The sequence below is a fragment of the Luteimonas granuli genome (assembly GCF_007795095.1).
Lineage (GTDB): Bacteria > Pseudomonadota > Gammaproteobacteria > Xanthomonadales > Xanthomonadaceae > Luteimonas > Luteimonas granuli.
Window position 1 is genome coordinate 2,437,706 of the sequence record NZ_CP042218.1, and the last position, 25,500, is coordinate 2,463,205.

At 72.1% G+C, this 25,500-nt stretch carries 29 protein-coding genes, 2 tRNA genes and 1 other RNA gene; 18 read left to right on the plus strand and 14 right to left on the minus strand.

Annotation, left to right across the window (positions count from 1 at the left end; genetic code table 11):
* Positions 1-64 precede the first annotated feature (64 nt).
* Genes FPZ22_RS11315 through gloB form a run of 3 tightly spaced genes read right to left on the minus strand, consistent with a single transcriptional unit; the run spans position 65 to position 2,673 of the window.
* The gene (locus FPZ22_RS11315; RefSeq protein WP_144893043.1) at positions 65-877 is read right to left on the minus strand and encodes an enoyl-ACP reductase FabI; all 813 of its coding nucleotides are present in this window, start codon (positions 875-877) and stop codon (positions 65-67) included.
* Between the two features lie 30 nt (positions 878-907).
* Complete coding sequence (locus FPZ22_RS11320) at positions 908-1,906, minus strand: lytic transglycosylase domain-containing protein (RefSeq protein ID WP_144893044.1); 999 nt, start codon at positions 1,904-1,906, stop codon at positions 908-910.
* The gene (gloB, locus tag FPZ22_RS11325; protein WP_144893046.1) at positions 1,903-2,673 is read right to left on the minus strand and encodes a hydroxyacylglutathione hydrolase; all 771 of its coding nucleotides are present in this window, start codon (positions 2,671-2,673) and stop codon (positions 1,903-1,905) included. Before gloB ends, FPZ22_RS11320 begins: the two co-directional genes overlap by 4 nt.
* A 44-nt stretch (positions 2,674-2,717) precedes the next feature.
* Between gloB and FPZ22_RS11330 the strand changes: the two genes are divergently transcribed.
* The 3 genes from FPZ22_RS11330 to dnaQ all read left to right on the plus strand — a co-directional run bounded on the left by FPZ22_RS11330 (position 2,718) and on the right by dnaQ (position 4,648).
* On the plus strand, positions 2,718-3,377 hold the full coding sequence (locus FPZ22_RS11330) for a class I SAM-dependent methyltransferase (RefSeq protein WP_144893048.1): 660 nt from the start codon (positions 2,718-2,720) through the stop codon (positions 3,375-3,377).
* Positions 3,374-3,823, plus strand: coding sequence for a ribonuclease HI (gene rnhA, locus FPZ22_RS11335; RefSeq protein ID WP_144893050.1), 450 nt, complete (start codon positions 3,374-3,376; stop codon positions 3,821-3,823). Before FPZ22_RS11330 ends, rnhA begins: the two co-directional genes overlap by 4 nt.
* A gap of 81 nt (positions 3,824-3,904) precedes the next feature.
* Positions 3,905-4,648, plus strand: a complete 744-nt coding sequence (dnaQ, locus tag FPZ22_RS11340) for a DNA polymerase III subunit epsilon (protein ID WP_144893052.1) — start codon at positions 3,905-3,907, stop codon at positions 4,646-4,648.
* Positions 4,649-4,681: 33 nt separating this feature from the next.
* Here dnaQ and FPZ22_RS11345 read toward each other — a convergent pair whose 3' ends face one another.
* Complete coding sequence (locus FPZ22_RS11345; protein WP_144893054.1) at positions 4,682-5,386, minus strand: PP2C family protein-serine/threonine phosphatase; 705 nt, start codon at positions 5,384-5,386, stop codon at positions 4,682-4,684.
* A gap of 170 nt (positions 5,387-5,556) precedes the next feature.
* Positions 5,557-5,647, minus strand: a tRNA-Ser gene (locus FPZ22_RS11350).
* Positions 5,648-5,751: 104 nt separating this feature from the next.
* Here FPZ22_RS11350 and FPZ22_RS11355 point away from each other — a divergent pair.
* Positions 5,752-6,156 (plus strand): DUF6165 family protein, encoded by a 405-nt coding sequence (locus tag FPZ22_RS11355; protein ID WP_144893056.1) that lies wholly within the window; start codon positions 5,752-5,754, stop codon positions 6,154-6,156.
* A gap of 110 nt (positions 6,157-6,266) precedes the next feature.
* Here FPZ22_RS11355 and FPZ22_RS11360 read toward each other — a convergent pair whose 3' ends face one another.
* A complete protein-coding gene (locus tag FPZ22_RS11360) occupies positions 6,267-7,325 on the minus strand; it encodes a glycosyltransferase family 9 protein (protein WP_246120700.1) in 1,059 nt (352 codons plus the stop codon).
* Between the two features lie 19 nt (positions 7,326-7,344).
* Between FPZ22_RS11360 and FPZ22_RS11365 the strand changes: the two genes are divergently transcribed.
* The 3 genes from FPZ22_RS11365 to FPZ22_RS11375 are packed head-to-tail and all read left to right on the plus strand — an operon-like array spanning position 7,345 to position 10,024.
* Positions 7,345-8,106, plus strand: a complete 762-nt coding sequence (locus FPZ22_RS11365; RefSeq protein WP_144893060.1) for a 3-deoxy-D-manno-octulosonic acid kinase — start codon at positions 7,345-7,347, stop codon at positions 8,104-8,106.
* Between the two features lie 2 nt (positions 8,107-8,108).
* The gene (locus tag FPZ22_RS11370) at positions 8,109-8,867 is read left to right on the plus strand and encodes an MBL fold metallo-hydrolase (protein WP_144893062.1); all 759 of its coding nucleotides are present in this window, start codon (positions 8,109-8,111) and stop codon (positions 8,865-8,867) included.
* A gap of 50 nt (positions 8,868-8,917) precedes the next feature.
* Positions 8,918-10,024, plus strand: coding sequence for a YncE family protein (locus FPZ22_RS11375; RefSeq protein ID WP_246120701.1), 1,107 nt, complete (start codon positions 8,918-8,920; stop codon positions 10,022-10,024).
* Positions 10,025-10,057: 33 nt separating this feature from the next.
* Here the strand turns inward: FPZ22_RS11375 and ffs are convergent.
* Together ffs and FPZ22_RS11385 are read right to left on the minus strand one after the other, a co-directional pair.
* Positions 10,058-10,154, minus strand: an RNA gene (ffs, locus tag FPZ22_RS11380) — signal recognition particle sRNA small type.
* Between the two features lie 52 nt (positions 10,155-10,206).
* Positions 10,207-10,299 (minus strand) — tRNA-Ser (locus FPZ22_RS11385).
* 389 nt (positions 10,300-10,688) lie between these two features.
* On the opposite strand from FPZ22_RS11385, the gene dnaX reads away from it, so the two are divergent.
* Genes dnaX through FPZ22_RS11405 form a run of 4 tightly spaced genes read left to right on the plus strand, consistent with a single transcriptional unit; the run spans position 10,689 to position 13,855 of the window.
* Positions 10,689-12,551 carry a DNA polymerase III subunit gamma/tau gene (gene dnaX, locus FPZ22_RS11390; protein WP_144893064.1) on the plus strand — a complete coding sequence of 621 codons (1,863 nt, stop codon included), beginning with the start codon at positions 10,689-10,691 and terminating at the stop codon, positions 12,549-12,551.
* A gap of 1 nt (position 12,552) precedes the next feature.
* Positions 12,553-12,873, plus strand: coding sequence for a YbaB/EbfC family nucleoid-associated protein (locus tag FPZ22_RS11395; RefSeq protein WP_144893066.1), 321 nt, complete (start codon positions 12,553-12,555; stop codon positions 12,871-12,873).
* A gap of 28 nt (positions 12,874-12,901) precedes the next feature.
* Positions 12,902-13,498, plus strand: coding sequence for a recombination mediator RecR (recR, locus tag FPZ22_RS11400; RefSeq protein ID WP_144893067.1), 597 nt, complete (start codon positions 12,902-12,904; stop codon positions 13,496-13,498).
* A 9-nt stretch (positions 13,499-13,507) separates the two neighbouring features.
* Complete coding sequence (locus tag FPZ22_RS11405) at positions 13,508-13,855, plus strand: histidine triad nucleotide-binding protein (protein WP_144893069.1); 348 nt, start codon at positions 13,508-13,510, stop codon at positions 13,853-13,855.
* A gap of 1 nt (position 13,856) precedes the next feature.
* Here the strand turns inward: FPZ22_RS11405 and FPZ22_RS11410 are convergent, their stop codons facing one another.
* The 4 genes from FPZ22_RS11410 to FPZ22_RS11425 are packed head-to-tail and all read right to left on the minus strand — an operon-like array spanning position 13,857 to position 18,254.
* Positions 13,857-14,342 (minus strand): Slp family lipoprotein, encoded by a 486-nt coding sequence (locus tag FPZ22_RS11410; RefSeq protein ID WP_144893071.1) that lies wholly within the window; start codon positions 14,340-14,342, stop codon positions 13,857-13,859.
* 33 nt (positions 14,343-14,375) lie between these two features.
* On the minus strand, positions 14,376-16,325 hold the full coding sequence (locus FPZ22_RS11415; protein ID WP_144893073.1) for a transglutaminase TgpA family protein: 1,950 nt from the start codon (positions 16,323-16,325) through the stop codon (positions 14,376-14,378).
* Entirely contained in the window at positions 16,318-17,298 is a 981-nt protein-coding gene (locus tag FPZ22_RS11420) for a DUF58 domain-containing protein (RefSeq protein ID WP_144893075.1), read from the minus strand. The genes FPZ22_RS11415 and FPZ22_RS11420 overlap by 8 nt, the downstream gene beginning before the upstream one ends.
* 2 nt (positions 17,299-17,300) lie before the next feature.
* Positions 17,301-18,254 carry an AAA family ATPase gene (locus FPZ22_RS11425; protein WP_144893077.1) on the minus strand — a complete coding sequence of 318 codons (954 nt, stop codon included), beginning with the start codon at positions 18,252-18,254 and terminating at the stop codon, positions 17,301-17,303.
* 47 nt (positions 18,255-18,301) lie between these two features.
* Between FPZ22_RS11425 and FPZ22_RS11430 the strand changes: the two genes are divergently transcribed.
* Complete coding sequence (locus FPZ22_RS11430) at positions 18,302-20,191, plus strand: ArnT family glycosyltransferase (RefSeq protein WP_144893079.1); 1,890 nt, start codon at positions 18,302-18,304, stop codon at positions 20,189-20,191.
* A gap of 1 nt (position 20,192) precedes the next feature.
* On the opposite strand, the gene FPZ22_RS11435 is transcribed toward FPZ22_RS11430, so the two are convergent.
* Positions 20,193-20,774, minus strand: a complete 582-nt coding sequence (locus FPZ22_RS11435; protein WP_144893081.1) for a Maf family protein — start codon at positions 20,772-20,774, stop codon at positions 20,193-20,195.
* Positions 20,771-21,136: a hypothetical protein gene (locus FPZ22_RS11440; RefSeq protein ID WP_144893083.1), complete on the minus strand. Its 366-nt coding sequence runs from the start codon at positions 21,134-21,136 to the stop codon at positions 20,771-20,773. The genes FPZ22_RS11435 and FPZ22_RS11440 overlap by 4 nt, the downstream gene beginning before the upstream one ends.
* A 135-nt stretch (positions 21,137-21,271) precedes the next feature.
* Between FPZ22_RS11440 and FPZ22_RS11445 the strand changes: the two genes are divergently transcribed.
* The 6 genes from FPZ22_RS11445 to acpP all read left to right on the plus strand — a co-directional run bounded on the left by FPZ22_RS11445 (position 21,272) and on the right by acpP (position 25,452).
* The gene (locus FPZ22_RS11445) at positions 21,272-21,796 is read left to right on the plus strand and encodes a YceD family protein (protein WP_144893085.1); all 525 of its coding nucleotides are present in this window, start codon (positions 21,272-21,274) and stop codon (positions 21,794-21,796) included.
* A gap of 45 nt (positions 21,797-21,841) precedes the next feature.
* Complete coding sequence (rpmF, locus tag FPZ22_RS11450; RefSeq protein ID WP_144893087.1) at positions 21,842-22,036, plus strand: 50S ribosomal protein L32; 195 nt, start codon at positions 21,842-21,844, stop codon at positions 22,034-22,036.
* Positions 22,037-22,151: 115 nt separating this feature from the next.
* On the plus strand, positions 22,152-23,144 hold the full coding sequence (locus FPZ22_RS11455; protein WP_144893089.1) for a beta-ketoacyl-ACP synthase III: 993 nt from the start codon (positions 22,152-22,154) through the stop codon (positions 23,142-23,144).
* A gap of 93 nt (positions 23,145-23,237) precedes the next feature.
* A complete protein-coding gene (gene fabD / locus FPZ22_RS11460; protein WP_144893091.1) occupies positions 23,238-24,182 on the plus strand; it encodes an ACP S-malonyltransferase in 945 nt (314 codons plus the stop codon).
* A 174-nt stretch (positions 24,183-24,356) separates the two neighbouring features.
* Entirely contained in the window at positions 24,357-25,100 is a 744-nt protein-coding gene (gene fabG, locus FPZ22_RS11465; protein WP_144893093.1) for a 3-oxoacyl-ACP reductase FabG, read from the plus strand.
* 112 nt (positions 25,101-25,212) lie between these two features.
* Positions 25,213-25,452, plus strand: a complete 240-nt coding sequence (gene acpP, locus FPZ22_RS11470; protein ID WP_133000863.1) for an acyl carrier protein — start codon at positions 25,213-25,215, stop codon at positions 25,450-25,452.
* Positions 25,453-25,500: the final 48 nt, after the last annotated feature.

Below are 25,500 nucleotides of genomic sequence, written 5' to 3' on the forward strand. Positions count from 1 at the left end.
CGGCGTTGCCGGGCTTCTTCGCATGGATCCGTCGGCTTCCGCCGCCGGGCGGCATGCCGGTCGCCTACTCGGCGGCTTCGCCCGCCGGTTCTTCCAGCCCCGTCATGCTGACGATGTTGTAGCCGGCATCGACATAGGTGACCTCGCCGGTGATGCCCGATGCCAGGTCCGAGCCCAGGAAGGCGGCGACGTTGCCGACGTCCTCGATGCTCACCGTGCGGCGCAGCGGCGCATGCGACTCGACGTGGCCGAGGATCTTCCGGAAGCCGCCGATGCCCGAGGCCGCCAGGGTCTTGATCGGGCCGGCCGAGATCGCATTGACGCGGATGCCCTCGGGCCCGAGGTTGTAGGCCAGGTAGCGCATCGTGGCTTCCAGGCTGGCCTTGGCCACGCCCATCACGTTGTAGCTGGGGAGGGTGCGCACCGCGCCCAGGTAGGTGAGGGTGAGGATGGAGCCCTTGCGACCCCGCATCAGCGGGCGTGCGCCCTTGGCCAGCGCCGCCAGCGAGTAGGCCGAGATGTCCTGCGCGATCGCGAACGACTCGCGCGACAGGCCGTCCAGGAACTGGCCGGCGATGGCCTCGCGCGGGGCGAAGGCGATGGCGTGGACCAGGATGTCGAAACCCTCGGGCCAGTGCTTGCCGAGATCGGCGAACAGCGCGTCGATCTGGGCATCATCGGTGACGTCGAGCGGAAACGCGGGGCCGCCGCCCAGGCGTGCGGCGACGTCCTCGACGCGCGACCTGAGCTTTTCGTTCTGATAGGTGAAGGCCAGTTCCGCGCCTTCGCGGTGCATCGCCTCGGCGATGCCGTTGGCGATCGAGCGCTGGCTGGCGATGCCGGTGATCAGTGCGCGCTTGCCCTGCAGGAATCCCATGGTGGTGTTCGACTCGATGGAAGGAGCGGGCTAGTTTGCCATGGTCGCCGCGGCCGGGACCGCGGTGGCGCCGGCCGGCACCAGGATCGACTGGCGGGCCGTGCCCCCGCGGTGCGCAGGGTTGAGCCTCTTCAGGCGCGCCGGATCCAGCCCGTTGCGCCGCGCGTAGCTCTCCAGGCCGGCCGACTCGCCGGTGAGCTCGACCGCGACCAGGCGGGACACCGGGCGGTCGAGCGCCCGCGTCCATTCGGCGTCGCCGCCTGCCTCCATCATCAGGCACGAGAGCGCATGCAGCTTGCGCACGTAGGCCCGGGTGGAGCGCGAGAGGCTCTCCAGCGCCTGGGGCTGCGCGTCGGCGGGCCGTTGGCCGTGGCGCCGCAACGCACCGAGCACCCGGTACTCGCCGGCGTTGAACGCCATCACCGCCAGGCGCCAGTCGCCGGCGAACATGCCGTGCAGGGTCTTGAGGTAGCGCACTGCCGCACGGGTGGCGTCCACCGGCGAAAGACGGCCGTCGTACCCGCCGCGGATCGGAACGTCGTGGTTGCGCGCGGTGGCGGCGATGAACTGCCACAGCCCGGCGGGCCCGCTTGCACTGCGCGCGCCGGGGCGATAGCCGCTCTCCACGAACGGGATCAGCGCATATTCGGTGGGCAGGTGCGCGCTGCGCAGCGCCTCGACCACGTAGCCGAACAAGGGCAGCACCTCGCCCTCGCCGGAGGCGAGCTGCCGGGGCACGTGGGCGTAGTGGGCGCGCCAGCGCGGGCTGGCGTCTTCGCAGCCGGGCTGGGCCAGGCCTTCGACGAAGCGGTCATAGATGGCGGCGCCGCTGGTGGCCTGCGGCGGCGCCGGAATGGCGGCCGCTTGTCCGGCAGGCGGCGAGGCGCCGGGCATCACGCTCCCGACATCCGGCGGGGGAGCGGCGCCTTCGCCGGCGTCCGGCGAGGGCGGGGTTCCGATCGCCCCCACCGGGCCTGCGGCGAGCGCCAGCATCAGCGCCAGCGCCGCCACGGCGGGGCGCGCGCTCATGCGCGGAATCCGTCTTTCCAGCGCCGCAGCGCGGCGAAGGCGTCGACCCGGGACAGCGCCTGGTTGCCGGCCCAGGCGGCGATCGACGCGCGGACGGCGGGCGCGTCCACGCGCAGGAAGGGGTTGCAGGCGCGCTCGTCGGCGAGCGCCACGGGAAGCGTGGGCAGGGCGTGTTCGCGCATGGTCCTCACCTCTTCGCTGCGGCGCGCGAGCGCCGGATTGTCGGGGTCGACCGCCCGTGCGAAGGCGGCATTCGACTGCGTGTACTCGTGCCCGCAGCACACCAGGGTGTCGTCGGGCAGGGCCGCCAGCCGGTCGAGCGAGGCCAGCATCTGGGCCGGCGTGCCTTCGAACAGGCGGCCGCAGCCGAGACTGAACAACGCATCGCCGCAGAACAGGAGGCCATTGCCGTAGAAGGCGATGTGGCTCGCGGTATGGCCGGGCACGGCGATCACCTGGAAGTCGCGTCCGGCGGCCTCGATCCGCGCGCCCTCGGCGACGCGCTCGGTGGCCACCGCGATGCGCTCGTCCTCCGGTGCGACCACCCGGAGTCCGGGCCAGCGCTCGCGAAGTGTCGCCACGCCGCCGATGTGGTCGTTGTGGTGATGGGTCAGCAGTACCGCATCGGGTCGCCAGCCGCCGGCGTCGGCGGCCGCCAGCACCGGCGCCGCATCGCCCGGATCGACGATCACCGTGCCGCGTCCCCCGCCGGCGGGCAGCATCCAGATGTAGTTGTCGGCGAACGCCGGAATCGGGGCGGGAGTCATGCGCTGGGAGCGTGCCGGCGGCCGGGCCGTCTAGAATGGCGACCATGCCGCTCCCTTCCCACCCCGGTCAACCCGACGCAGCCCAGGCCTGGTTCGCGTCCAGCGAGGGTGCGATGGTGCTGGACAGCGAGCAGGACGTGGTTGCGAGCGCCCTCGAGGAGCGCCCGGCCCAGCCATGGCTGTGGCTGGCGCCACTCCCGCCCGCACGGCGTTCCGCGGCTCCGGGGCGCGGGCTGGTGCTCCATCCACGCGGGGGCCGGTTCGACGGCGAAGTGGTCTGCGGCCTGCCGCTGCCGCTGCCCAGCGAAACCTTCGGCACGGTGGTGCTGCAGCATGTGGGCACCGCGGACCCTCGCGGCACCGGGCTGCTGGAGGAGGTCGAGCGCGTGCTTCTGCCCGGAGGGAGGGTGCTGCTCTTCGCACTGAATCCGCTGTCGCCCTACCGCTGGCGCTGGCGCGGACACGGGCTCAGCGCCGCCGAGCCGCTGTCGTGGCGCCGCCTGCTGCGCCGGGTGGGACTGGATCCGGGCGCCGTCTCCGAGGGCATCGGGCCGCGCTGGGAGCCGATGGTCGACCGGCGGCGCCAGAGTGGCGCCGGCCTGCGCGCCGCCTATCTGCTCCGCGCCGACAAGCGCAGCCTGCCGCTCACTCCCGTCCGCCGGCGGCGCTTGCTGCCCGTGTCTCCCGGGGCCGCGACCGCATGAAGGCGGTCGAGGTGCATACCGACGGGGCCTGCCTCGGCAACCCCGGCCCCGGCGGTTGGGCCGCGCTGCTGCGCTACGGCGCGCGCGAGCGCGAACTGGTGGGCGGCGAGGTCCTGACCACCAACAACCGCATGGAGCTGACGGCGGCCATCGTCGCCCTGGAAACGCTGAGCGAGGCCTGCGAGGTCACGCTGCACACCGACTCGCAGTACGTGCGCCAGGGCATCACCGAATGGATGCGCAACTGGGTCCGTCGCGGCTGGAAGACCGCCGCCGGGGCCCCGGTGAAGAACCGCGACCTGTGGGAGCGCCTGCACGCCGCCGCCGGCCGCCACGTGATCGAGTGGCGTTGGGTCAGGGGGCATTCGGGGGATCCCGACAACGAGCGGGTCGACAGCCTGGCGCGCGCCGAAGCCCTGAGGTTCAAGGCCACGATGCCCCGCTGAGCCGCCGGCCGCACACGGAGGACGCGATCCTCGCAGATCCTCTCCGACCCGACCAGACCCCCTCCAACCACGACCACGACCATGCGCCAGATCGTCCTCGACACCGAAACCACCGGCCTGGAATGGCGCAAGGGCAACCGCGTCGTCGAGATCGGCTGCGTGGAGCTGTTCGAGCGCCGGCCGACCGGGCGGACCTGGCACCGCTACATCCACCCCGAACGCGAGTTCGAACCCGGGGCACAGGAAGTCACCGGCCTGACCCTGGAGTTCCTGGCCGACAAGCCGAAGTTCGCGGCGATCGCCGACGAGTTCCTCGCGTTCATTGCCGGCGCCGAGCTGGTGATCCACAACGCGGCCTTCGACGTCGGCTTCCTCGACAACGAGCTGTCGCTGCTCGACGGCGCTCACGGCCGGATCGGCGACCACGCACGGGTCCTGGATTCGCTCGAGCTCGCCCGCCAGCGCTTCCCCGGCCAGCGCAATTCGCTTGATGCGCTGTGCCGCCGCCTGGGCGTGGACAACGCGCACCGCCAGCTGCATGGCGCACTGCTCGACGCGCAGCTGCTGGCCGAGGTCTACCTGGCGCTGACCGCGGGGCAGACCGAGCTCGGCCTGGCGGGTCCGTCCGCGCCGGAACCGGCCATGGTGCGCATCGACCGGCCGCGGGCGGACGCGTTCGCGCCGCGGCCGCGGGTGTCCGTGCCCGCCGCGGAGCTCGCTGCGCACCAGGCCCGCGTGGACGCGATCCGGGGCCGCGCAGGCAAGGCGCTGTGGGACGAGGCGGAAGGAGAGCCGGAAGTCGAGCTGGTCGCCGGCGGAGCTTGAGACCGGGCTCGTCGCTGCAGCGGCGACCTCCGCTCAGTGGCGGCGCACCAGGACCACGGTGACGTTGTCCGAGCCGCCGCCGTCCAGCGCGGCGGCGACCAGGCCGTCCACGCACTCCTGCGCGCTGCACTCGGCATGGGCGAGCACGCGCGCGATCGTGCCATCGTCGACCTCTTCGGTCAGGCCATCGCTGCACAGCAGCAGCTGCGTGCCCGGCGCCAGTTCGCCGGACATGGTCTCGACGTTGAGCGCCTGCGGATCGGTCACGCCCAGGGCCTGGGTGACCACGTTGCGCTGCGGGTGGCTGCGCGCCTGGTCCACGCTGATCACGCCCTGGGTGATCAGCTCCTGTACGTAGCTGTGGTCCTGCGTCAGCTGCGCCAGCTTCCCGTCGCGCCAGAGATAGACCCGGCTGTCGCCGACCCAGGCCACTTCGAAACGGTTGCCGCTGATGCGCGCGGCGACCACCGTGGTGCCCATGGGCAGGGCGTCCTGGCGCCTGTGCGAGGCGCTGATGATCTCTTCGTCCGCGATGCGGATGGCCTGGGCGAGCGGGGTGCCCTGGCGGGTCTCGCGCACGATCGCCTCGCGCGCCAGCGCGCTGGCGACCTCGCCGTACTCGTGTCCGCCCATGCCGTCGGCCACCAGCCAGAGACCGAGCTCGCTGTCGCCGTAGTACGTGTCTTCGTTCAGCTCGCGACGCAGGCCGACATGAGTGAGGTGGCCGAATTCGATCATGCGCGGGCCGCGGCGGTTCCCGGGAGGGCTGTACGGATGAACGGTGCCGGCGGGCGGGAAGGGTCAGCGGGCATGCGGTGCGGGCGGTGCGGGCGCGGGTGGCGTGGCCGGATGATCGCATACAGCCCGCCGGATACGCGAAACGCCCCGTTCGGGGCGCTTTGCGTATCTGGCGGAGAGGGAGGGATTCGAACCCTCGAGGCGCTATAAACGCCTGCCTGATTTCGAGTCAGGTACATTCAACCACTCTGCCACCTCTCCGGTGGTCCCGGCCGCTGGGGCCGGGGGGCGCAATGATACGGGGCGGCGGCAGGCCCGACAAGGCGAGGGCGTAGACTGTAGGTCCCTTCACGCCGCCCGTGACCATGTCCGAGATTTCCGTCCCCGTGTCCTTCGGCGAGCTGCTCGACAAGATCGCCATCCTCCAGATCAAGTCCGAGCGCATGACCGATCCGGCGAAGCTGGCCAACGTCCGCAACGAGCTGTCGGCGCTGGAGAAGGCCTGGATGGCCCATCCCGCGGCCGGGAAGGACATCGCCCGTCTGCGCGCCGAACTCAAGGCGGTCAACGAGCGGCTGTGGGTGATCGAGGACGAGGTCCGGCTGAAGGAGAAGGCGCAGGCCTTCGACGCGAAGTTCGTCCGGCTCGCGCGCAGCGTCTATGTGCAGAACGACGAGCGTGCCCGGCTGAAGAAGGAGATCAACCTGGCCCTGGGCTCGGGCTACGTCGAGGAGAAGTCCTACCAGGACTACGGCGCCGGGCCGGCCTGAGCCCCCGCCAGCCTTCCGCCACCTGCAGGGAGCAGCTCAGCTGCGACCCCGATGGGCGAGGACCCCGCACGGAGGTCGCAGCTGTAGCTGCTCCTACGGACGGGGGCGGGTCAGCGCGGATGGTCGGCGCGGTAGCGCTCGAAGGCGCCGATGGCGTCGTCCACGGTGATCAGATCCATCACGCCCTCGCGTTCGATCTTCGTGCCCCAGCGCAGCTCCGCCCCGGGCCTGCCGAGGAAGCGGCGGGCCGCGGCGTCGTAGCGGTCCACGCAATAGCGGCGGTCGGAGTAGGGCCCGCTGCGCGCCGGATCGGTCGCGGCGTGCAGGCCCAGCACCTTCGTGCCCATGGCGTTGGCGATGTGGGTGGGGCCCGAGTCGGGGGTCATCACCAGGTCCGCGCGTTCGAGCAGGGCCGGCAGCTGCTTCAGGGTGTCCTTGCCCACCAGGTCCAGCAAGGGCACGCCGGCGGCGGCGAGGATGGCGTCGGCGGTGTCGCGCTCCAGCCGGCTGCGGCCGCCGCACAGCACCACCCGCCAGCCCTGCGCCACTGCATGTGCGGCCACGGCGGCGTTGCGGTCGGCGGCCCAGTTCCGCAACGGATGGCTGGAGCAGGGCGATACCACGAGCGTCGGCCGGCCGTCGTCCGGCCACTGCGCGCGCGCCCATTCGCGGGCGTCGCCGGGCACCGGCAGATTCCATTCGACCCGGTCCTGGTGCAGGCCGAGGGGGCGCGCGAAGGCGCCGAGCACATCGAGCACATGGGCGCCGGCAGCGGCCGGGATCCGTTCGTTGACGAACAGGCCGTGCAGCTCCTTCGAGCGCGCACGGTCGTAGCCGATGCGCCGCCGGGCGCGGACCGCGCGCGAGAGCAGGTTGGCGCGCAGCGCCAGCTGCATCAGCAGCAGGGCGTCGAAGTCGCGCCCGGCGAGTTCCCGTCGGAGGGCGCGCATTCCTTCGCGGCCGGTCTTCTTGTCGTAGACCACGAACTCCACGCCCGGCAGGCCCTCGAGCAGGCGCTGCTCGCCCTTGCCGATGATCCAGGTGAGTGCCACGTCCGGCCATGCCCGCCGCAGCGTGTGCACCAGGGGCAGGACATGGGTGACGTCGCCCAGCGCGGACAGGCGCAGCAGGCAGATCGAACGCGGGGGAGCGGTATCAGGCTGCGACAAGCTTGCTAGACTCGGTTGAATGGCCATTTTCGATGCCACCGAGAGCCTGACGCCGTTCCGCGCCGGACCCGGCGGGGGCGGGTTCGGCTCGATTCTGTTCGACCTGACGCAGCTGCGGCAAGCCGACCCGCGCTGGTTCGAGCCCGAGGCCTGGGGCGCGCGCGCCACGCCGGTATCGGGCAGCGGTCGCGGCGGGGCCTGGTACATCGACGACACCAGCCACGGTCCCTGCGTGCTGCGCCACTATCTGCGCGGCGGCCTGGTTGCCGCGCTCAGCCGCGACCGCCATCTCTGGCGGGGCGTGGACCGGGTACGCAGCTTCGCCGAGTTCCGCCTGCTGCGCGAGCTGGGCAAGCGCGGGCTGCCGGTGCCACAGCCGATCGCCGCCTCCTATCTCCGCACTGGCGCCACCTACCGTGCCGCGATCCTGATGGAGCGGCTGGTCGATGTGCGTTCGCTCGCGGACCGCGCGGCCGCGGATCCGGCCGGCGTCCCCTGGGAGGAGACCGGCCGCCTGATCGCGCGCTTCCATCGCGAGGGGCTCGACCACGCCGACCTCAATGCCCACAACATCCTCTACGACGCCACGGGCAAGGGTTGGCTGATCGACTTCGACCGCAGCCGGATGCACATCCCGGAGACCGCCTGGCGCATGCGCAACCTGGCGCGTCTCGAGCGTTCGCTGCTGAAGCTCCGCGGGGGACGCAGCGAAGACCAGGTGCGCGAGGATTTCGCACGCCTGCGTAGCGGCTACGACCGGCAGTGGGAACGGGGCATCTGAGCATGACCTGGACGCTCAGGTTCCAGGGCGTGGGCAGCGCGTCGGCACCGGCGCTGGGCGCGACGATGGCGACCATCGAGCGCGACGGCGCGCCGTGGCTCGCGATCGACTGCGGCGCCGAGGGGCTGACCGCGTACCTCGCCCACTACGGCGCGCCGCCGCCGGCGCTGTTCGTCACCCACGTGCATTTCGACCACGTCGCCGGCTTCGAGCGCCTGTTCGTGGCGAACTGGTTCGACCCGACGCGCCGTGGCCGCATGCCGCTGTACGTGCCGGTGGACGTGCTGCCGCTGCTGCACAGGCGGGTCGCGTCCTACCCCAATGCGCTGGCCGAGGGCGGCGCGAACTTCTGGGACGCGTTCCGCGTGGTGCCGGTGGACGACGCCTTCTGGCATGACGGCCTGCGCCTGGAAGTCTTCGAGGCCCGACACCACTGGCCGCGGACCGCCTTCGGCCTGCGCCTGCGCGGCAGCCTCGCCTGGACCGGCGACACGCGTCCGATCCCGGAGGTGCTGGCCGCGATGGCGGACCAGGGCGAGCTGATCGCGCACGACTGCGGCCTTCATGGCAATCCGTCCCACAGCGGCATCGACGACCTCGAGCGCGAATACGCGCCGGACCTGTTGCGCCGCTGCGTGCTGTACCACTACGCCAGCGAGGCCGACGGCGAGGCCCTGCGCGCGCGAGGGCATCGCGTGGCGCGGGCCGGCGAGGCATTCACGCTGGCCCCACCCGTGATGCATCCCGCGCTGGCATCCTGATCGGGAGTGCGCCGACATCGGCGCATGTCCCTCACGAACGGAGGATATCCGTGAGCCATCGACGCATCTTCGCCCCGCTGCTGGTCGCGCTGTGCGGCACGTCGGCCGCCATCCCCGCCCTGGCCCAGTCGCTGGACGCCGCCGCGGGTCCCGCGCGCAAGGCCGCGCTGCTCGTGGGCAACAAGTCCGCCGCCAGCGTCTGGCGCCTGGACCTGGCCGACGGCGCGAAGCTCGGCGAGGCCGCGACCGGGCAGGGGCCGCACGAGATCGCCGTGGCGCCGGGCGGGCGCATCGCCGTGGTCGCCGACTATGGCGTGGGCGACGTACCAGGCAATACGCTCACGGTGCTGGACCTGGGCGGCGGCGCAGCGCGCTCGATCGATCTGGGCGACAACACCAGGCCTCACGGTCTGCGCTTCCTGCCCGGTGGCACGCGCCTGGTCGCGACCGCCGAGGGCAGCGACGCGCTGGTGGTGGTGGACGTCGCCGCCGGCAGTGTCGAAGGCGTGATCGACATCGGCCCAGGGACGGGACACATGGTGGCGCTGTCGGCCGACGGGGGCATTGCCTATGTCACCAAGGTCGGCAACGGCGGCCTGGTCCGCGTGGACCTGGCCGCGGCGGGCCGCGATGGCAACGACGACGCGCGCGCCGCGGACGGATCCAGCGACGGATTCGCCGCAGTCCGCGAGATCCATGCCGGCGCGGGTGCCGAAGGCATCGACGTCGCGCCCGACGGCACCGTCTGGGTCAGCAATCGCGAGGCCGGCACCGTGACCGTGCACGATCCCGACTCACTGGCGGTCCTCGACACGCTGTCGAGCCCGGGCTTCCCGATCCGTCTCGTCTTCACTCCCGACGGCCGGCACGCCCTCGTGACCAACGCCCGCGCGGCGACGCTGACGGTGTTTGACGCCGCCATCCGCAAGCCGGTGGCCACGGTCGCGCTGGAGCCCGAGGGCGTGGAGCTGCACGACACCATGCTCGGCCGCGCGGCGCTGCCCATCGGCGCCATCGCCGACCCCGACGGCAGCCGCGTCTTCGTCGCGGTCAGCGGCGCCGACCGCGTCGCGGTCATCGACACGGCGACGTGGACGGTGGCGGAGTACTGGGAGACGGGCCGCGAGCCCGACGCGCTGGGGATCGTCGCGCCCTGAGCGCGAGGGTTTCCGCGGTCCGGAATGGAGGCGACCCCGCCGACTTGCCTCGGCGCCCGCGTCGATCGATACCGTTGCTGCCTTCCGGCCCTGGCGGGGTTTTCGACCTAGCGTCGCGAGGGGCCGACGGGGCCACCATGGAAACCTGCGGGCGCGCCCGTTGCGCGGCGCGCGTTTGAAGCTGGCGGAGAGAGGGGGATTCGAACCCCCGAAGCGCGGTTTAGACGCTTACACACTTTCCAGGCGTGCTCCTTCAACCACTCGGACACCTCTCCGCACCTGGCCCGGACGTCACGCCTGCCTTGGCGCGGCCGCACGGGGGCCGCAATTCTAGCCTTCCGGCCGCTGAACCGACAAGGAAAAGGTTCTTCCAGACTCCGGGGTGACGGCGTGCGGTTGGCGTTGTCGCGCTCCTGCGCCCGTCGCGCCTTGGAGCCGCTTCGTTGTGGTCCGCGCAGCCCGTCCCGCGCACAGGGGGTGTGCTCCCCCGGCCGTCTCCGCGTCCTGCTGCCACGGCCGGCCGCCGGCCATCCATGGCCGGCTCTGGGCATCCCCCCTGCGTTCGTGGCGGGCGGCCCGGACTCCATCGGAGCGTCCCTTCGGTCGGGAGAAGAGTCCGACAAGAAGGAACGGGCGTCACGCGCGTACATGGCAGAATGGCGGCATGTCCTACCTCGTCCTCGCCCGCAAGTGGCGCCCGAAGCGGTTCGCCGAACTGGTGGGCCAGGAACACGTGGTCCGCGCCCTGGTCAACGCGCTCGACTCAGGCCGCGTCCATCACGCCTTCCTGTTCACCGGCACCCGCGGCGTGGGCAAGACCACGATCGCGCGCATCTTCGCCAAGAGCCTGAACTGCGAGCGCGGGGCGTCCAGCGATCCCTGCGGCGAGTGCGAGACCTGCCAGGCCATCGACGCCGGCCGCTACATCGACCTGCTGGAGATCGACGCCGCCTCGAACACCGGCGTCGACAACGTCCGCGACCTGATCGAGAACGCGCAGTACATGCCCTCGCGCGGACGCTACAAGGTGTACCTGATCGACGAGGTGCACATGCTCACCAAGGCGGCGTTCAACGCGCTGCTGAAGACGCTCGAGGAGCCGCCGGAGCACGTCAAGTTCCTGTTCGCGACCACCGACCCGCAGAAGCTGCTGGTGACGGTGCTGTCGCGCTGCCTGCAGTTCAACCTCAAGCGGCTGGAGGAGGAGCAGATCGGCGGCCAGCTGGCGAAGATCCTCGCTGCCGAGGGCATCGAGGCCGAGCCGGGTGCGGTGCGCCAGTTGGCGAAGGCCGCCGACGGCAGCCTGCGCGACGGCCTGTCGCTGCTCGACCAGGCGATCGCCTACAGCGGCGCAGGTGGAAGCGCGGCGCTAGGCGACGCGGCGGTGGCGTCCATGCTCGGGTCCGTCGACCGGACCCGGGTGGCGGGACTGCTTGCGGCGCTGGCGGATGGCGACGGGGCCTCGCTGATGGCGACGATCGAGGTGCTGGCGGGCTTCTCGCCCGACTGGAGCGGCGTGCTCGACGCGTTGGCCGAGGCCTTGCACCGCATCCAGGTGAAGCAGCTGGTGCCCGGCAGCGAGTTCGAGGCCGACGGCATCGACCTCGACGCCCTGGCGGCCGCGCTCCGCCCGGAGCTGGTGCAGCTCTGGTACCAGATGGCGGTCTCCGGCCGCCGCGACATCAGCCTGGCGCCGAGCGCGCGCGTGGGCTTCGAGATGAGCCTGCTGCGGATGCTGGCGTTCCGGCCGGCCGATGGCGGGGCGGAGGCCTCGCCTGCAGCGGGCGGGACGGTGGCCGGCGGTATCGGCGCCGGCGGCGGGCGCTCCGCGGCTGCCGCGGCACGCGCCGCGCTGGAGGGCGCCGGCCCGGTGCGGACGGTCGCCCCGGAGTCCGCCACGGTGCCATCGCGGGTGGCGGAAGCCCCGGCGTCCCTGCAACACGCGGCCCGTCCGCGGGTACCGGCGGAAACGGAGGCACCGCCGTGGCCGGAGCCGGCGTCGCACGCCGCGCCAGGGCGGCCCGCCCCGGCAGCGGCAGGGCCACCGCCGCAGGCAAGCTCCTCCGGCCCGACGCGACCAGTGGTTGCCGCGGCGCCGGCGGGCGGCCAGGGCACCGCGAGGCCGGTGGATCTCGATGCCGCCTCATGGCCCGACCTCGTCGCCGGCCTCGACCTGCGGGGCCCGGTGCGGGAACTCGCCGCCAGCTCGGCCTTCGTCGCCTGCGACGACGGCGTGCTGCGCCTGTCGCTCCCCGAGTCCGACGACCACCTGCGCGCGCCGTTCCTGGTGCAGCAGCTGGCCGAAGCGCTGGGCGCGCGCTGGGGAACCGCACCCCAGGTCCGTTTCGAGGCCGCTGCGACGGCCGCCGGCGAGACCCTGCATGCGCGCAACGAGCGCGAGCGGGACGCGCGCCAGGGCGCCGCCGAAGCCGTCTTCCACAACGATCCGCACGTGCAGCGCCTGATGGAGCAGGGCGCGCGCGTGGTGCCGGATTCGATCCGACCGATACAGCAACAGGAGCACTGACATGCGCGGGAACATCGCCCAGCTGATGCAGCAGGCGCAGAAGATGCAGGAAAACCTGCAGAAGGCGCAGGCCGAACTGGCCAACATCGAAGTCACCGGCAGCGCTGGCGGCGGCATGGTCACGGTCACCCTGACCGGCCGCAAGGAGTGCCGCAAGGTCCGCATCGATCCCAGCGTGCTGTCCGACCCGGAGATGGCGGAGGACCTGGTCGCCGCCGCGTTCAACGACGCGAGCAACAAGGTCGACGCCGAATCGCAGGCGAAGATGGGCGCCGCGACCGCGGGCATGCCCCTGCCGCCCGGCATGAAGATGCCCTTCTGAGCGGGCCGCGCCGCCGCACCGCAGCTCCGTGAGCGTTCCCCTGCTCGAACAGCTGGTCGAAGCCTTCCGGGTGCTGCCCGGCGTGGGCCAGAAGACCGCGCAGCGCATGGCCTACCACGTGCTCGAACGCGGGCGCGACGGCGGCCGGCGCCTGGCCGAGGTGCTGGGCGAAGCGGTGGAGAAGATCGGCCACTGCGAGCGCTGCCGCGACTTCAGCGAGACTCCGCTGTGTCCGACCTGCGCCAGCGCTTCGCGCGACGCACACCTCCTCTGCGCGGTGGAATCCCCCGCCGACCGGCTCGCGATCGAGCAGGCTACCGGCTACCGTGGTCTCTACTTCGTACTGCAGGGGCGGTTGAGTCCGCTCGACGGCATCGGCCCGCGCGAACTCGGCCTGCACACGCTCGGCGAACGCCTGGCCGAGGGCGAAGTGCAGGAGCTGATCATCGCCACCAACCCCACCGTCGAGGGCGAGGCCACCGCGCACTACCTCGCACAGCTCGCGCGCCAGCACGGCGTGCGCCCCAGCCGCCCGGCGCACGGCCTGCCGCTGGGCGGCGAGCTGGAATACGTCGACCGCGGCACGCTGTCGCACGCCTTCGGAAGCCGCGGCGAGATGCCCTAGGAGACCACGATGACGACCATCTTCCACCGCATCATCAAGCGAGAGCTCCCCGCCGACATCGTCTACGAGGACGAACACCTCATCGCCTTCCGCGACATCGCGCCGCAGGCGCCCGTGCACGTGCTGTTCGTGCCCAAGGTGGACGTGGCCACGCTCAACGACCTGCGGGCGGATCAGGCCGAGATCGTCGGCCGCCTGGCGCTTGCCGCCGCCGCCTATGCGAAGAAGGAAGGCTTCGACGAGGACGGCTACCGCATCGTCATGAACTGCAACGAAGACGCCGGCCAGACCGTGTTCCAGATCCACCTGCACCTTCTGGCGGGAGCGCCGCTCGGCCGCTTCGGCACCAAGGGCTGAGTTACCAGGAGCCCCACCACGGCCAGGGGGCGGGCCGGGTCACCACGCGCACCCGCTCCCGCTCCGGCCAGAGGTAGACGACGTCGGCGTCGAGCAGCGGGAAGCGGTAGCTGTAGCCCCCGATGCGGCGGCTCTCGTGCCCCGACAGGCGCCCGGTGAAGGTGACCTCGCGGTTCACTTCGAAGACCGCCGGGTCGTAGAAGCCGGTACGGCAGGCGATGAAGCGGCCGCCGGCGTCGTTGTCGCGCCACTGCGGCCGCCCGTAGGCGTCAAGGCGGCTGGAGACCATCTCGAAGCAGGTGCTGTCCGGGCGCGGTTCGACCTGGACGATGCGTCCTCCCCAGCGGACCTGGCGCCCGGTGGCGTCGGTCTCCGCGGCCTGGTGGGGCGTGAGCGGGGAGTAGTCACCCTGCAGGGGAACCGGCTGGGTGGCACAGGCGGCCAGCAGGGTGGTGGCGGCCAGTGCGGTGAGGGTGCGGTGGCGCATGTCGGGTCTCCGGGGCCCCGGCCGGGGCCGTGCTCAGGGGCGGTGCGCGCGCAGGTCCCGCAGCAGCCCGCGGGCCCGGTCGTCGCTCCCCGGAGCGTAGCGCCAATCGCTGAAACGTGCGCTGAGGGCGACCAGTCCCGCCGACCGTGGGCGCAGCGCCGCCACCCGGGCCGCCCAGGCGCCCGCGGTCTCGTGCCGGTGACGGGCCAGGCCCAAGCGGGCATAGCGTGCGCCCAGGCGGTGCCAGGCGCGCAGCATCGGGTCATGTTCGCGCTCGCCCCGCGCCACCAGCCAGAGCATCGCGGCCAGGGCCAGGCCGGCCACCAGCGCGAAGAGCAGCGCCAACTGGCCGCCGCCCGGGTCGCTTCCGCCGAAGGCGTGCAGCAGGCGCGCCTGCCGGCCGGCATCGAAGCCCAGCACCAGGTCGTTCCAGCCGCGCCGCATCCAGTCCCCGAGATCCAGCACCGGCGCGAGCGCCTGCAGGCCGCCAAGTCCCCGGCCGGCGCGGTCCTCGATGGTGTCGTAGATGCGCTCGGGAGCCACCGCCGCGGTCGGGTCCACGCGCACCCAGCCGCGCGCCGGGAGCCAGACCTCCGCCCAGGCATGGGCGTCGGAATTGCGCACGATCCAGTAGTCGCCCACGGGGTTGCGATAGCCGCCCACGTAGCCGGTGACCACGCGCGCAGGGATGCCCGAGGCGCGCATCAGTACGACGAACGCGGAGCTGAAGTGTTCGCAGAAGCCCTGCTTCCGGTCGAACAGGAACTCGTCCACCGCGTGGCGGCCGGGCAGCGGCGTGGCCAGGGTGTAGCCGAACTCGGTGCGGATCCAGGAGAGGGCGCGCTCGACGATGGCGGCATCGGCGGCCGCGCCTTCGCCGGCCGCGGCCCGCCATTGGTCCGCGAGGGCCAGAGTGCGTGGATTGAAGCCTTCGGGCAGGCGCAGTGCGGCCTCGCGCAGGAGCGGGCGCAGCTCGGGTTCGAACGACACCGGCGCGGCGGAAGTGATCCGCCAGCGGGTGATCCAGGACAGCGGCCGTCGCGTGCCCAGCGTGTGCTCGTACGCACGGTGCGCGCCTTCGGGCACGGTCACCGGCAGCTCCAGCGCGACGAGCATCCTGCGCTCGGTGGGTTCGACCACGAGCTCATAGGCATAGTGCGTGGCGCCGTGTTCGACCGCGGCGGCGGGGAGCGCGGCGTGCCAGCGCGACGCGGTCCACTCGCGCCCGTCGTAGTTCCACAACACGGGGCCGCGCCAGTACATCTCCGAGGTCGGCGGCGCTGCGCCGTCGAAGGTGACGCGCAGCGCCGGTCTGTCGTCGACCAGCATGTCGACCCATTCGCCAGGCGCCATGCTGTCGGACAGGCCGGTGCGGGCGACGGCGTTCTCCGGCACGCCCCACAGCGGCGTGGTCATGCGCGGGAACAGCCAGAACGCGGCCAGGGCCAGCGGCAGGCCGATGGCCACCATCGTCCCGACGCGGCGCAGCCGCTCCGCCGGGCGCAGGCCGTCGTTCGAGCCGTCCTCCAGCTCGGCCAGGCGCGACATCGCCGCCAGCGCCAACAGCGCGGCCGCCAGGCCCAGCAGCAGGCTCAGCGGACCCTGGTCGAGCAGGAAGGTTGCGAACGGCGCGAACAGGGCGAAGCCGAGCAGGCTGCGCGCGTCGCGCAGCGTCACCAGTTCCACCGGCTTGGCCGCGAGCATGGCGGCGAGCAGCGCACAGGCGGTGTCGCGCCCGAAGCCACCGCGCGCGCCGGTCAGCACCAGTCCAACGAGCACAAGCACCAGCAGCAGCCGCAGCACCGAGGGCAGCCTGCGTCGCCAGGACAGCGCGCTGACCACGGCCGCCACCGCGGCCAGTCCGACGGCCAGCGGGCCGGGCAGCTGCAGCAGCAGTGGCAGCAAGCAAGCGGCCGCCGCCACCAGGGTCCCGGCGCGCGCCTGCGGATCCAACGCGGGACTGCGCCGACGCGCGTCAACCATCGCCGGTCCCCGCGTCCACGGCCGGGGCCGCGGGCAGCAAGGCCAGCGCACGCAGGCAGGCGTGGCGATGCGCCGCTCCGCGGCCGGGGCCGACGTCCTGCTGCGGCAGGCGGAGCCGGTAGCGACGGCCCTCGCGCTCGGCCTCGTCGACCCAGCGTGCGAGCCTGCGGATGCGGTGCTCGTGGCCGAGCGCGAGCGCCGACCAGTCCAGCACCACGTCCCCGCCCTGCGGCTGCTCGTATTCGCGGACGAGGAGGGCACCGCGCCGCGCCGACGGTTTCCAGGCGATCATCCGCCGCGAATCGCCGCGACGCCAGGCGCGCAGGTGGTGCACGTCGTCGCCGGCGGGATGCAGCCGCGCCTGCGGCGCATCGCCGGCGCCCTGCGGCAGCGGCGGCCCCCCGGCCTCCGGGTGCGGATAGACCAGCAGCGGGTCCGCCGGCCAGGCGTAGGCCCAGGCGCGTGCGATGCCCAGCGGGCGGATGGTGGACAGCGTGATCCGGCCGGGCTGAAGCCAGCCGCGGCGATGGGTGGGCAGGACCAGGCGCGCATCCCCGGCACCGTCGAGCAGCGGAACCGTGGTCGCCGCCTCGTCCAGCGCCAGTCGCAGGCCGCGTCGCGGACGGCCTGGATCGGTCCGCAGGTGCACGCGTATCTCTATCGGAGCACCGGCGGGCACCGGCTCGGCGTCGATCGCGACCACGCGCAGGCCGGAAAGCTGCAGATGCGCGGCGAACAGGCTGGCATTGCCCGCGCCCGCCAGCAGCAGCCCCAGCAGCAGTGCCGGGTTGTTGTTGTAGTTCAGCGCGCCGACCAGCATCACCGTCAGCAGCGCGAGGAAGAAGATCCCGAAGGCGGTCGGCAGGATGTAGATGCGGCGACGGTCGAACACGACCGGAAGCGGCTCCGGACCCCTCGGACGCGCCAACGCATCCAGGCGCGAGCGCAGGCCGGACAGCCGCCCGCGCGCCATGCTCAGTCGACCGCGACGGCGTGCAGGATCGCCCCCGCCCGCGTCGCGCCGTCGCCGGCGTCGGCATCGACCACCAGACGGTGCGCGGCGACCGCACCGAACAGGGCCTGGATGTCGTCAGGCAGCACGTGGCCGCGGCCCAGCAGCAGCGCGTGCGCACGCGCCGCGCGCAGCAGCGCGATGCCGGCGCGCGGCGACAGCCCGACCCGGACCCCCGCATGGTGCCGGCTGTGCTCCAGCAGCGCCTGCACGTAGCGCACCAGGGCATCGCTGGCGTGTACCGACAGCACCGATTCGCGCAGGCGCAGCACCTCGTCCGCGCCCAGCACCGGCGGCACGCGCGCGATCAGGTCGCGGCGGTCGGCACCCGCGAGCAGGGCACGTTCGGCCTCGGCGTCGGGATAGCCCAGGTGCAGGCGCAGCAGGAAGCGGTCGAGCTGCGAATCGGGCAGCGGATAGGTGCCGGCCAGGTCGACCGGGTTCTGGGTGGCGATCACGAAGAACGGCCGCGGCAGCGCATGCGTGATGCCGTCCACCGTCACCTGGTGCTCGGCCATGGCCTCCAGCAGCGCACTCTGGGTGCGCGGCGGGGCGCGGTTGATCTCGTCGGCCAGCAGCACGTGCGCGAACACCGGCCCCGGATGGAAGCCGAAGCTCCCCGACTGCGCGTCGTACACCGAAACGCCGACGATGTCCGAGGGCAGCAGGTCCGAGGTGAACTGAACGCGCTGGAAGCCGAGCCCGAGGGTGGCCGCCAGCGCGTGCGCCAGCGTGGTCTTGCCGAGGCCGGGCAGGTCCTCGATCAGCAGGTGGCCATCGGAAAGCAGGGCGGTGAAGGCGAGGCGCACCTCCCGTGCCTTGCCCAGCACCAGCGAGTTCACCTGCGCCTCGGCGCCATGCAGGGCGCTGCGCAGGACGTCGGGTAGCATGTCCGGGTTCGCGGACTGGGCGCTCATGCCGTGCTCCGTAGGGGTCCATCGAAGTGTAGCGAGGTCGTTGCCGGATGCGGGACAAGTTCGATGCGCGTGCGATCTTCGTCGCGCTCTGGTGCGCGCTGCTGCTGCTCAAGGCCGCGGTCGCCGTGCGCTTGCCGCTGTTCGTCGACGAGGCGTTCTACTGGCAGGAAAGCCGGCACTTGGCCTGGGCCTATTCCGACCTGCCCGGTCTGACCGCATGGCTGATCCGTATCGGGACCTGGGCCTTCGGCGAAGGCACGCTGGCGCTGCGCATGCCCTTCCTGCTGCTGGCCTCGCTGGTGCCTTGGCTGGTGGTGCGGATCACCGCGCGCGAGGTCGGCGAGCGCGAGGGATGGGTCGCCGGCATCGCGGCGCTGCTGCTGCCGCTGTCGGGCACGCTCGGCCTGATGGCGCTTCCGGACACGGCCATGGTGCTGGCCGCGCTGATGTGCCTGGATGCGGGCACCCGGCTGCTGCGCGGGGTGGACTACGGTGTGGCGCTGCAGCTGGCCGCCGGCCTGGCCATCGGTGCGCTCAGCCACTACCGCTTCGCCGCGGTGATCGCGGTGGGCGTGGTGGCGCTGCTGGTCCTGCCGCAGGGTCGCCAGGCGCTTCGCGATCCCCGGCTGTGGATCGCGATCGCGTTCGGCGCCGCGGCCTGGACGCCGCTGCTGGCCTGGAACTTCGAAAACGCCGAGGCCGGCCTGCGCTTCCAGCTGGTCGATCGACATCCCTGGGCCTGGCATCCGGACGGCGCCTGGTTCATCGCGATCCAGGCGCTGCTGGCCACGCCGCTGCTGTTCGCGGCGCTGCTGTGGGCGGGCTGGCGCGGAATGCGCGACCCTCGCGCGCCGCTGCGTTTCATCGCGCTGTCCGGTGGCCTGGTGGTGCTCGGCTTTTTCCTGCTCGGCTTTTTCGCCGACACCGAGCGCGTGAGCTTCCATTGGCCGTTGCCGGGGCTGATCGCGCTGCTGCCTCTGCTGCCGGCGGCGCTGCGGCGATGGCCGCGCTGGCTGCGCGCGTTCACCTGGGCGGGTGCGGCCATCGGCCTGGCCGCGGTGCTCGGCTACTACGCCCTGGTCTCGATGCCGGAGCTGCGCGCGCGCACCGCGGCACTCAAGTGGTATCCGTCGAACTTCGCGGGCTGGGACGTGCTCGCCGATGCCGTGCGCGAGGAACTGGCGGCGATGCCCGCCGACACCGTCCTCGTGGCGGACAACTTCAAGATCGGCGCCGAACTCGGCTTCGCGCTCGACGACCCGCGGATCCCCGTCCTCGACCATCCGCTCAACCGCAACCACGGCCGGGCGCCACAGCTGCAGCTCTGGGGCCTGCAGCTCGACGGCCGGGCGGAGCTCGCGGGCAGGCCCGCGCTGCTGGTCGTCGGCGCCACCGACGTCAAGTTCAGGGCCCTGCTCGGGCGTTACCAGTGGGTCTGCGAGCGCATGGGCAGCCTGCCGGCCAGCCGCGTGGTCAACGCCGATCGCGGCGCGCAGCGCTTCGTGCTTGCGCGGATTCCTGCGGCGGCGCCGGCATCCGGGGGCTGCGTCACGCCCACGCTCGCGCACATCGACGCACCGGCCCCGGACGCGGAGGTGGCGGGGCGCTTCGAGGTGGTCGGCTGGGCGGTCAAGGACGTCGCCGGCATCGAATCGGTGGTCGTCACCCTGGACGGCAGGCCGGTGGCTCGCGCGCGCTACGGCCTCGCCAACGCCTGGGTGGGCGAGTTCCTGCAGGGCGGGTCGCGGGATCCGTCGCATCCGGACGTGGCGTTCACGGCGACCGTCGACGCCACCGGGCTGTCGCCCGGACGCCACTGGCTGGGCCTGGAGATCACCGGGCGCGACGGTTCGGTGGAGCGCTGGGCGGAGCGGCCCGTGCGGGTCGGTCCGGCGCGCCCGGACGCGGCTTCCGGAGGCGGGAGCACGTCCCCCTAGGTCAGGGCACGGCGAGGCCGGCCTCGCGGAGCAGCCTGGCCGTGGCGATCAGCGGCAGGCCGACGAGGGCGGTCGGGTCGCGGCTTTCGACGGCATCGAACAGGGCGATGCCCAGGCCCTCGGACTTGAAGCTGCCGGCGCAGTCGAAGGGCCGCTCGGCGTCGAGATAGCGCTCGATCACGTCGCGATCCAGACGGCGGAACCGCACCAGCGTGGTGTCCAGCGCCGTCGCCACGGCGCCGTCCGCGGCCACCGCAACCGCCGTGCGGAAGGCCACCGCGCGGTCGGACATGGCCTCGAGCTGGGCGATCGCCGTGGCGCGGTCCCCCGGTTTGCCCAGCGGGGCGCCATCGAAATCGGCGACCTGGTCGGAGCCGATCACGCACGCGCCGGGGCGCAGCGCGGCCACGGCCAGCGCCTTGGCCGCGGCCAGGCGGAGGGCGAGGGCGTCCGGCGCCTCGCCTTCTCGCGGCGTTTCGTCCACCTCGGGGCGGGCGGTCTCGAACCGCACTCCCAGCCGTGCGAGCAGCTCGCGCCGGTAGGGGGAGGTCGAGGCCAGCACGAGCCGCGCGGGAGCGCTCACGGCAGCGGCGCCCTTGCGCGCTCGATGCGGCGCAGCTGCTGCTCGATGCGCGCGCGCGCGGCGTCGATCGATTCCCGCACCGCGTCGAGCTGGGATGTCGAGGCGGCCGGGCCGTGCTGCTGCAGCCACAGCCGCTGGCGCAGCATCTCCTGCAGGGCCTTGCGCACCGGGTCGTCCCTGCCGTCGCCCGCGACCGACTCGATCTCGCTGCGCGCGGTGCGCAGCCGGGCCTCCAGGGCGTCCGCGGCGTCGAGGACGCCCGCCATCGCCCGCTGATGGCGGCCGCGAGCGGCGCGCCAGCCCCGGAGCCAGAGCCAGCCCGCCAGAACCAACAGCGCGATGGACAGCAGGGTGGGCGCCAAGGGCGGGGCCTCGCTTGCGGGCCCCGCAGTCTGGGGGAAACCGCCGGAAGTGGCAAATTGTCCCGCGAGGACAAGGGTTTGCTTCGGCGGCGCGGTTTGACAGTGGTCGCTTCGACGCCTAATATTCCGCGGCTTATGTCCGCAGACGTGCCCGAGGTACTGGACGCTTGGCGCATGGTCGCGGCCCGGCGGGAGTTCGCCGGGCGCCTGCCGCTCTCGGCGCTGCCACGCCTTCGCGACACGCTGGTCGACGCGGAGGGTGAAGTGGCGTACACGCTGTCTTTCGACCGCGATGCGCTGCAGGTGCCCTACGTCGAGCTGGGGATCGAGGCGCGGCTGCCGCTGGAGTGCCAGCGCACGCTGCGGCGCTTCGAGTACCCGGTGTCGCTGGTGCAGCGCCTGGGGCTGCTGCGGGCCGGGGACGACGAGGGCGAGGCTGCCGAGGCCGCGCTGCCGCCAGGCTACGAAGCCCTGGTGGTGGCGGACGACGGTGCCATCCGCCCCGCGGACCTGGTGGAGGACGAGCTGATCCTGGCGGTGCCGGTGGTACCGATGGCGCCGGGGTCGGAAAGCGTCGAACGCGACTGGCCGGTCGCCGCCGACGAGGAGGCGAAGTCGAACCCGTTCGCGGCGTTGGCGGCGCTGAAGAAGAACACGTGATCGATCGCGGATCCGATCAACCCATTCCGTTGCTGGAGCAATCCCATGGCTGTACAGAAGTCCCGAGTCTCCCCCTCCCGCCGCGGCATGCGCCGCGCCCACGACGCGCTGAGCGCCAAGCAGCTGTCGACCGACCCGACCTCGGGCGAGACCCACATCCGCCACCACATGACCGCCGACGGCTTCTACCGCGGCCGCCAGGTGATCGTGCCCAAGACCCGCGTGGTCGAGGAAGACTGATCCTCCACGCGTCCGCCTTTCGGGCGGGCGATGCCCAGGCCGTGGCGCCCCCGTGCGCCACGCGTCCGTTGGCGCCGTCCACGGCGCCCAGCACCCCGCGAGGTCCGTCGCCGAGATGAGTGAGCCCGCAGCACCGCGCGTCTACGCGCGCATCGCAGGGACCGGCAGCTACCTGCCGTCCAAGGTCCTGACCAACGACGATCTGGCCAAGATCGTCGACACCTCCGACGAATGGATCGCGGCGCGCACCGGCATCCGTCAGCGCCACGTGGCCGCCGAGGGCGAGACCACCGGCGACCTCGCGTTCCATGCGGCGGTACGGGCGCTCGAAGCCGCGGGCACCGACGCTTCCGAGATCGACCTGATCGTGGTCGGCACCACCACGCCGGACCTCGTGTTCCCGTCCACCGCCTGCCTGGTGCAGGCGCGCCTGGGCGTGGCCGGATGTCCCGCGTTCGATGTCAATGCCGCCTGCTCGGGCTTCATCTTCGCGCTCAGCGTGGCGGAGAAGTTCATCGCTTCGGGCTCGGTGAAGACGGCGCTGGTGATCGGTTCGGAAACGCTCACGCGCATGGTCGACTGGAGCGAGCGCACCACCTGCGTGCTGTTCGGCGATGGCGCCGGCGCGGTGGTGCTGAAGGCCGACACGGAGACCGGCATCCTCAGCACCCATCTGCACGCCGACGGCGCGAAGAAGGAGCTGCTGTGGAACCCCGTCGGCGTCTCGGTCGGCTTCAAGGAGAACGAGAAGAACGCCGGCGTGCGCATCAACATGGCCGGCAGCGACGTCTTCAAGTACGCGGTGAAGGCGCTGGACGGCATCGTCGAGGAGACGCTCGAGGCCAACGGCATCGATCGCCACGAGATCGACTGGCTGATTCCGCACCAGGCCAACCTGCGCATCATCGAGGCCACGGCCAAGCGCCTGGACATGCCGATGGAGCGCGTCATCGTCACCGTCGACCGGCACGGCAACACGTCCTCGGGTTCGGTGCCGCTGGCACTGGACGAGGCGGTGCGCTCCGGCAAGGTCGAGCGCGGCCAGCTGCTGCTGCTGGAAGCGTTCGGTGGCGGCTTCACCTGGGGTTCGGCGCTTCTGCGCTACTGAGCCGCTGCGACAGCCTGCTCAATACGGGCGGGTACAGACGGAGCAGGGGGTTCACGCTTATCATCCCCCGGCTTTTTTCGATCGGATTCCCGCTTGACCGCTTCCCAGCTCGCCTTCGTGTTCCCCGGACAGGGTTCCCAGTCGCCGGGCATGCTCGCCGACCTCGCCGCGCGCGAGGCATGCGTCCGTGCGGCGTTCGCCGAAGCATCGGACGGCGCCGGCATCGACCTCTGGGCGCTGTCGCAGGATGCGGGCGATGCGCGGCTCGACCGCACCGAGTTCACACAGCCCGCGCTGCTGGCGGCCGGGGTCGCGGTATGGCGCGCCTGGCGGACGGCCGGCGGTCCCGCGCCCTCGGTGCTTGCCGGCCACAGCCTCGGCGAATACTCCGCGCTGGTCGCGGCCGGCGCGCTGCCGCTGGCGGACGCGGCGCGGCTGGTGCGTCTGCGCGGCCAGCTGATGCAGGACGCCGCGCCTGCCGGCACCGGCGCCATGGCCGCCGTGATCGGCGCCGAGGACGCGCTGGTGCGCGAGACCTGCGATGAAGCCTCGGGCGACGACGTGGTGGTCCCCGCCAACTTCAACTCGCCCGGCCAGGTCGTGATCGGCGGCCATGCCGCCGCGGTCGACCGCGCGCTCGAGCTGCTCGCCGCGAAAGGCGTGCGCAAGGTGGTGAAGCTCGCGGTCAGCGTGCCCTCGCATACGCCGCTGATGCGCGAGGCCGCCAACCGCCTGTCCGCAGCGATGTCGGACCTGGCCTGGAGCGAGCCTTCGCTGCCGGTGGTGCAGAACGTCGATGCCGAGGTGCACGACGGCGTGCACGCCATCCGTGATGCGCTCGTGCGCCAGCTCTATCTGCCGGTGCAGTGGACCGGCTGTGTGCAGGCCCTCGCCGCGCGCGGCATCACCCGGATCGGCGAATGCGGCCCCGGCAAGGTCCTGACCGGCCTGGCGAAGCGCATCGACAGGTCCCTCGACGCCCGCGCCCTCGGCGCCACCGCCGATTTCGACGCGGCCCTGGCGGAATGGAACAGCTGATTCTGGCCACGGATGAACGCGAATGAACGCGGATCCGCACGGATATGGCAGGAGCAGGGTGGGCCGCGGCAATCCGGGCTGTGCTTTCCCTCCCCATTCGCTCTATCCGTGTGAACCCGCGTTCATCCGAGTCGATCCGCGGCAGAAGCTTTCACTGATACAGACGGAGACGATATGACCCAGGAACTGAAAGGCGAGATCGCGCTCGTCACCGGCGCCAGCCGCGGCATCGGCGCCGCGATCGCCGACGAGCTCGCCGCGCGCGGCGCGACGGTCGTCGGCACCGCCACCAGCGAAGGCGGTGCGAAGGCCATCGGCGAGCGCCTTGCCGCGCAGGGCGGCCATGGGCGCGTGCTCGACGTCTCCGTGCCGGGCGCGATCGAGGAACTGGTCGACGCCATCGGCAAGGACGTCGGCGCGATCTCGATCCTGGTCAACAACGCCGGCATCACCCGCGACAACCTGCTGATGCGGATGAAGGACGAGGACTGGCAGGCGGTCATCGACACCAACCTGAGCAGCGTCTTTCGCGGCTCGAAGGCGGTGATGCGCGGCATGATGAAGGCGCGCAAGGGCCGCATCGTCAACATCGCATCCGTGATCGGCGTGACGGGCAATGCCGGCCAGGCCAACTATGCCGCGGCCAAGGCCGGCATCATCGCCTTCTCGAAGTCGCTGGCGAAGGAGATCGGCAGCCGCGGCGTGACCGTCAACGTGGTCGCGCCGGGCTTCATCGCCACCGACATGACCCGCGACCTGCCAGAGGACGCGAAGGCCGCGCTGCAGGAGCAGATCGCACTCGGCCGCCTCGGCGAGCCCGCGGACATCGCCCGCGCCGTCGCCTTCCTGGCCGGGCCGGATGCCGGCTACATCACCGGCGAGACCCTGCACGTCAACGGCGGCATGTACATGCCGTGATGCCAGCGGCCGCCGGCTCCCTGAATGGAAAAGGGACGGCCCGGCCGGTACCACCCCCCCACGAATCCCTTACACTACCCACCGCAACAGCCTCCACCGGAGCCAAATACCAATGAGCAGCATCGAAGAGCGCGTCAAGAAGATCGTCGTCGAACAACTGGGCGTCAAGGAAGACGAGGTCAGCGCCAGCGCCTCCTTCGTCGACGACCTGGGTGCGGATTCCCTCGACACCGTCGAGCTGGTGATGGCCCTCGAAGAAGAGTTCGAGTGCGAGATCCCCGACGAGGAAGCCGAGAAGATCACTTCGGTGCAGCAGGCGATCGACTACATCAAGGCCCACGTCAAGGCCTGAGTCGCCACGCGGCGCGCGCGCCGCGACCGAGCACACAACCCGGGGCCG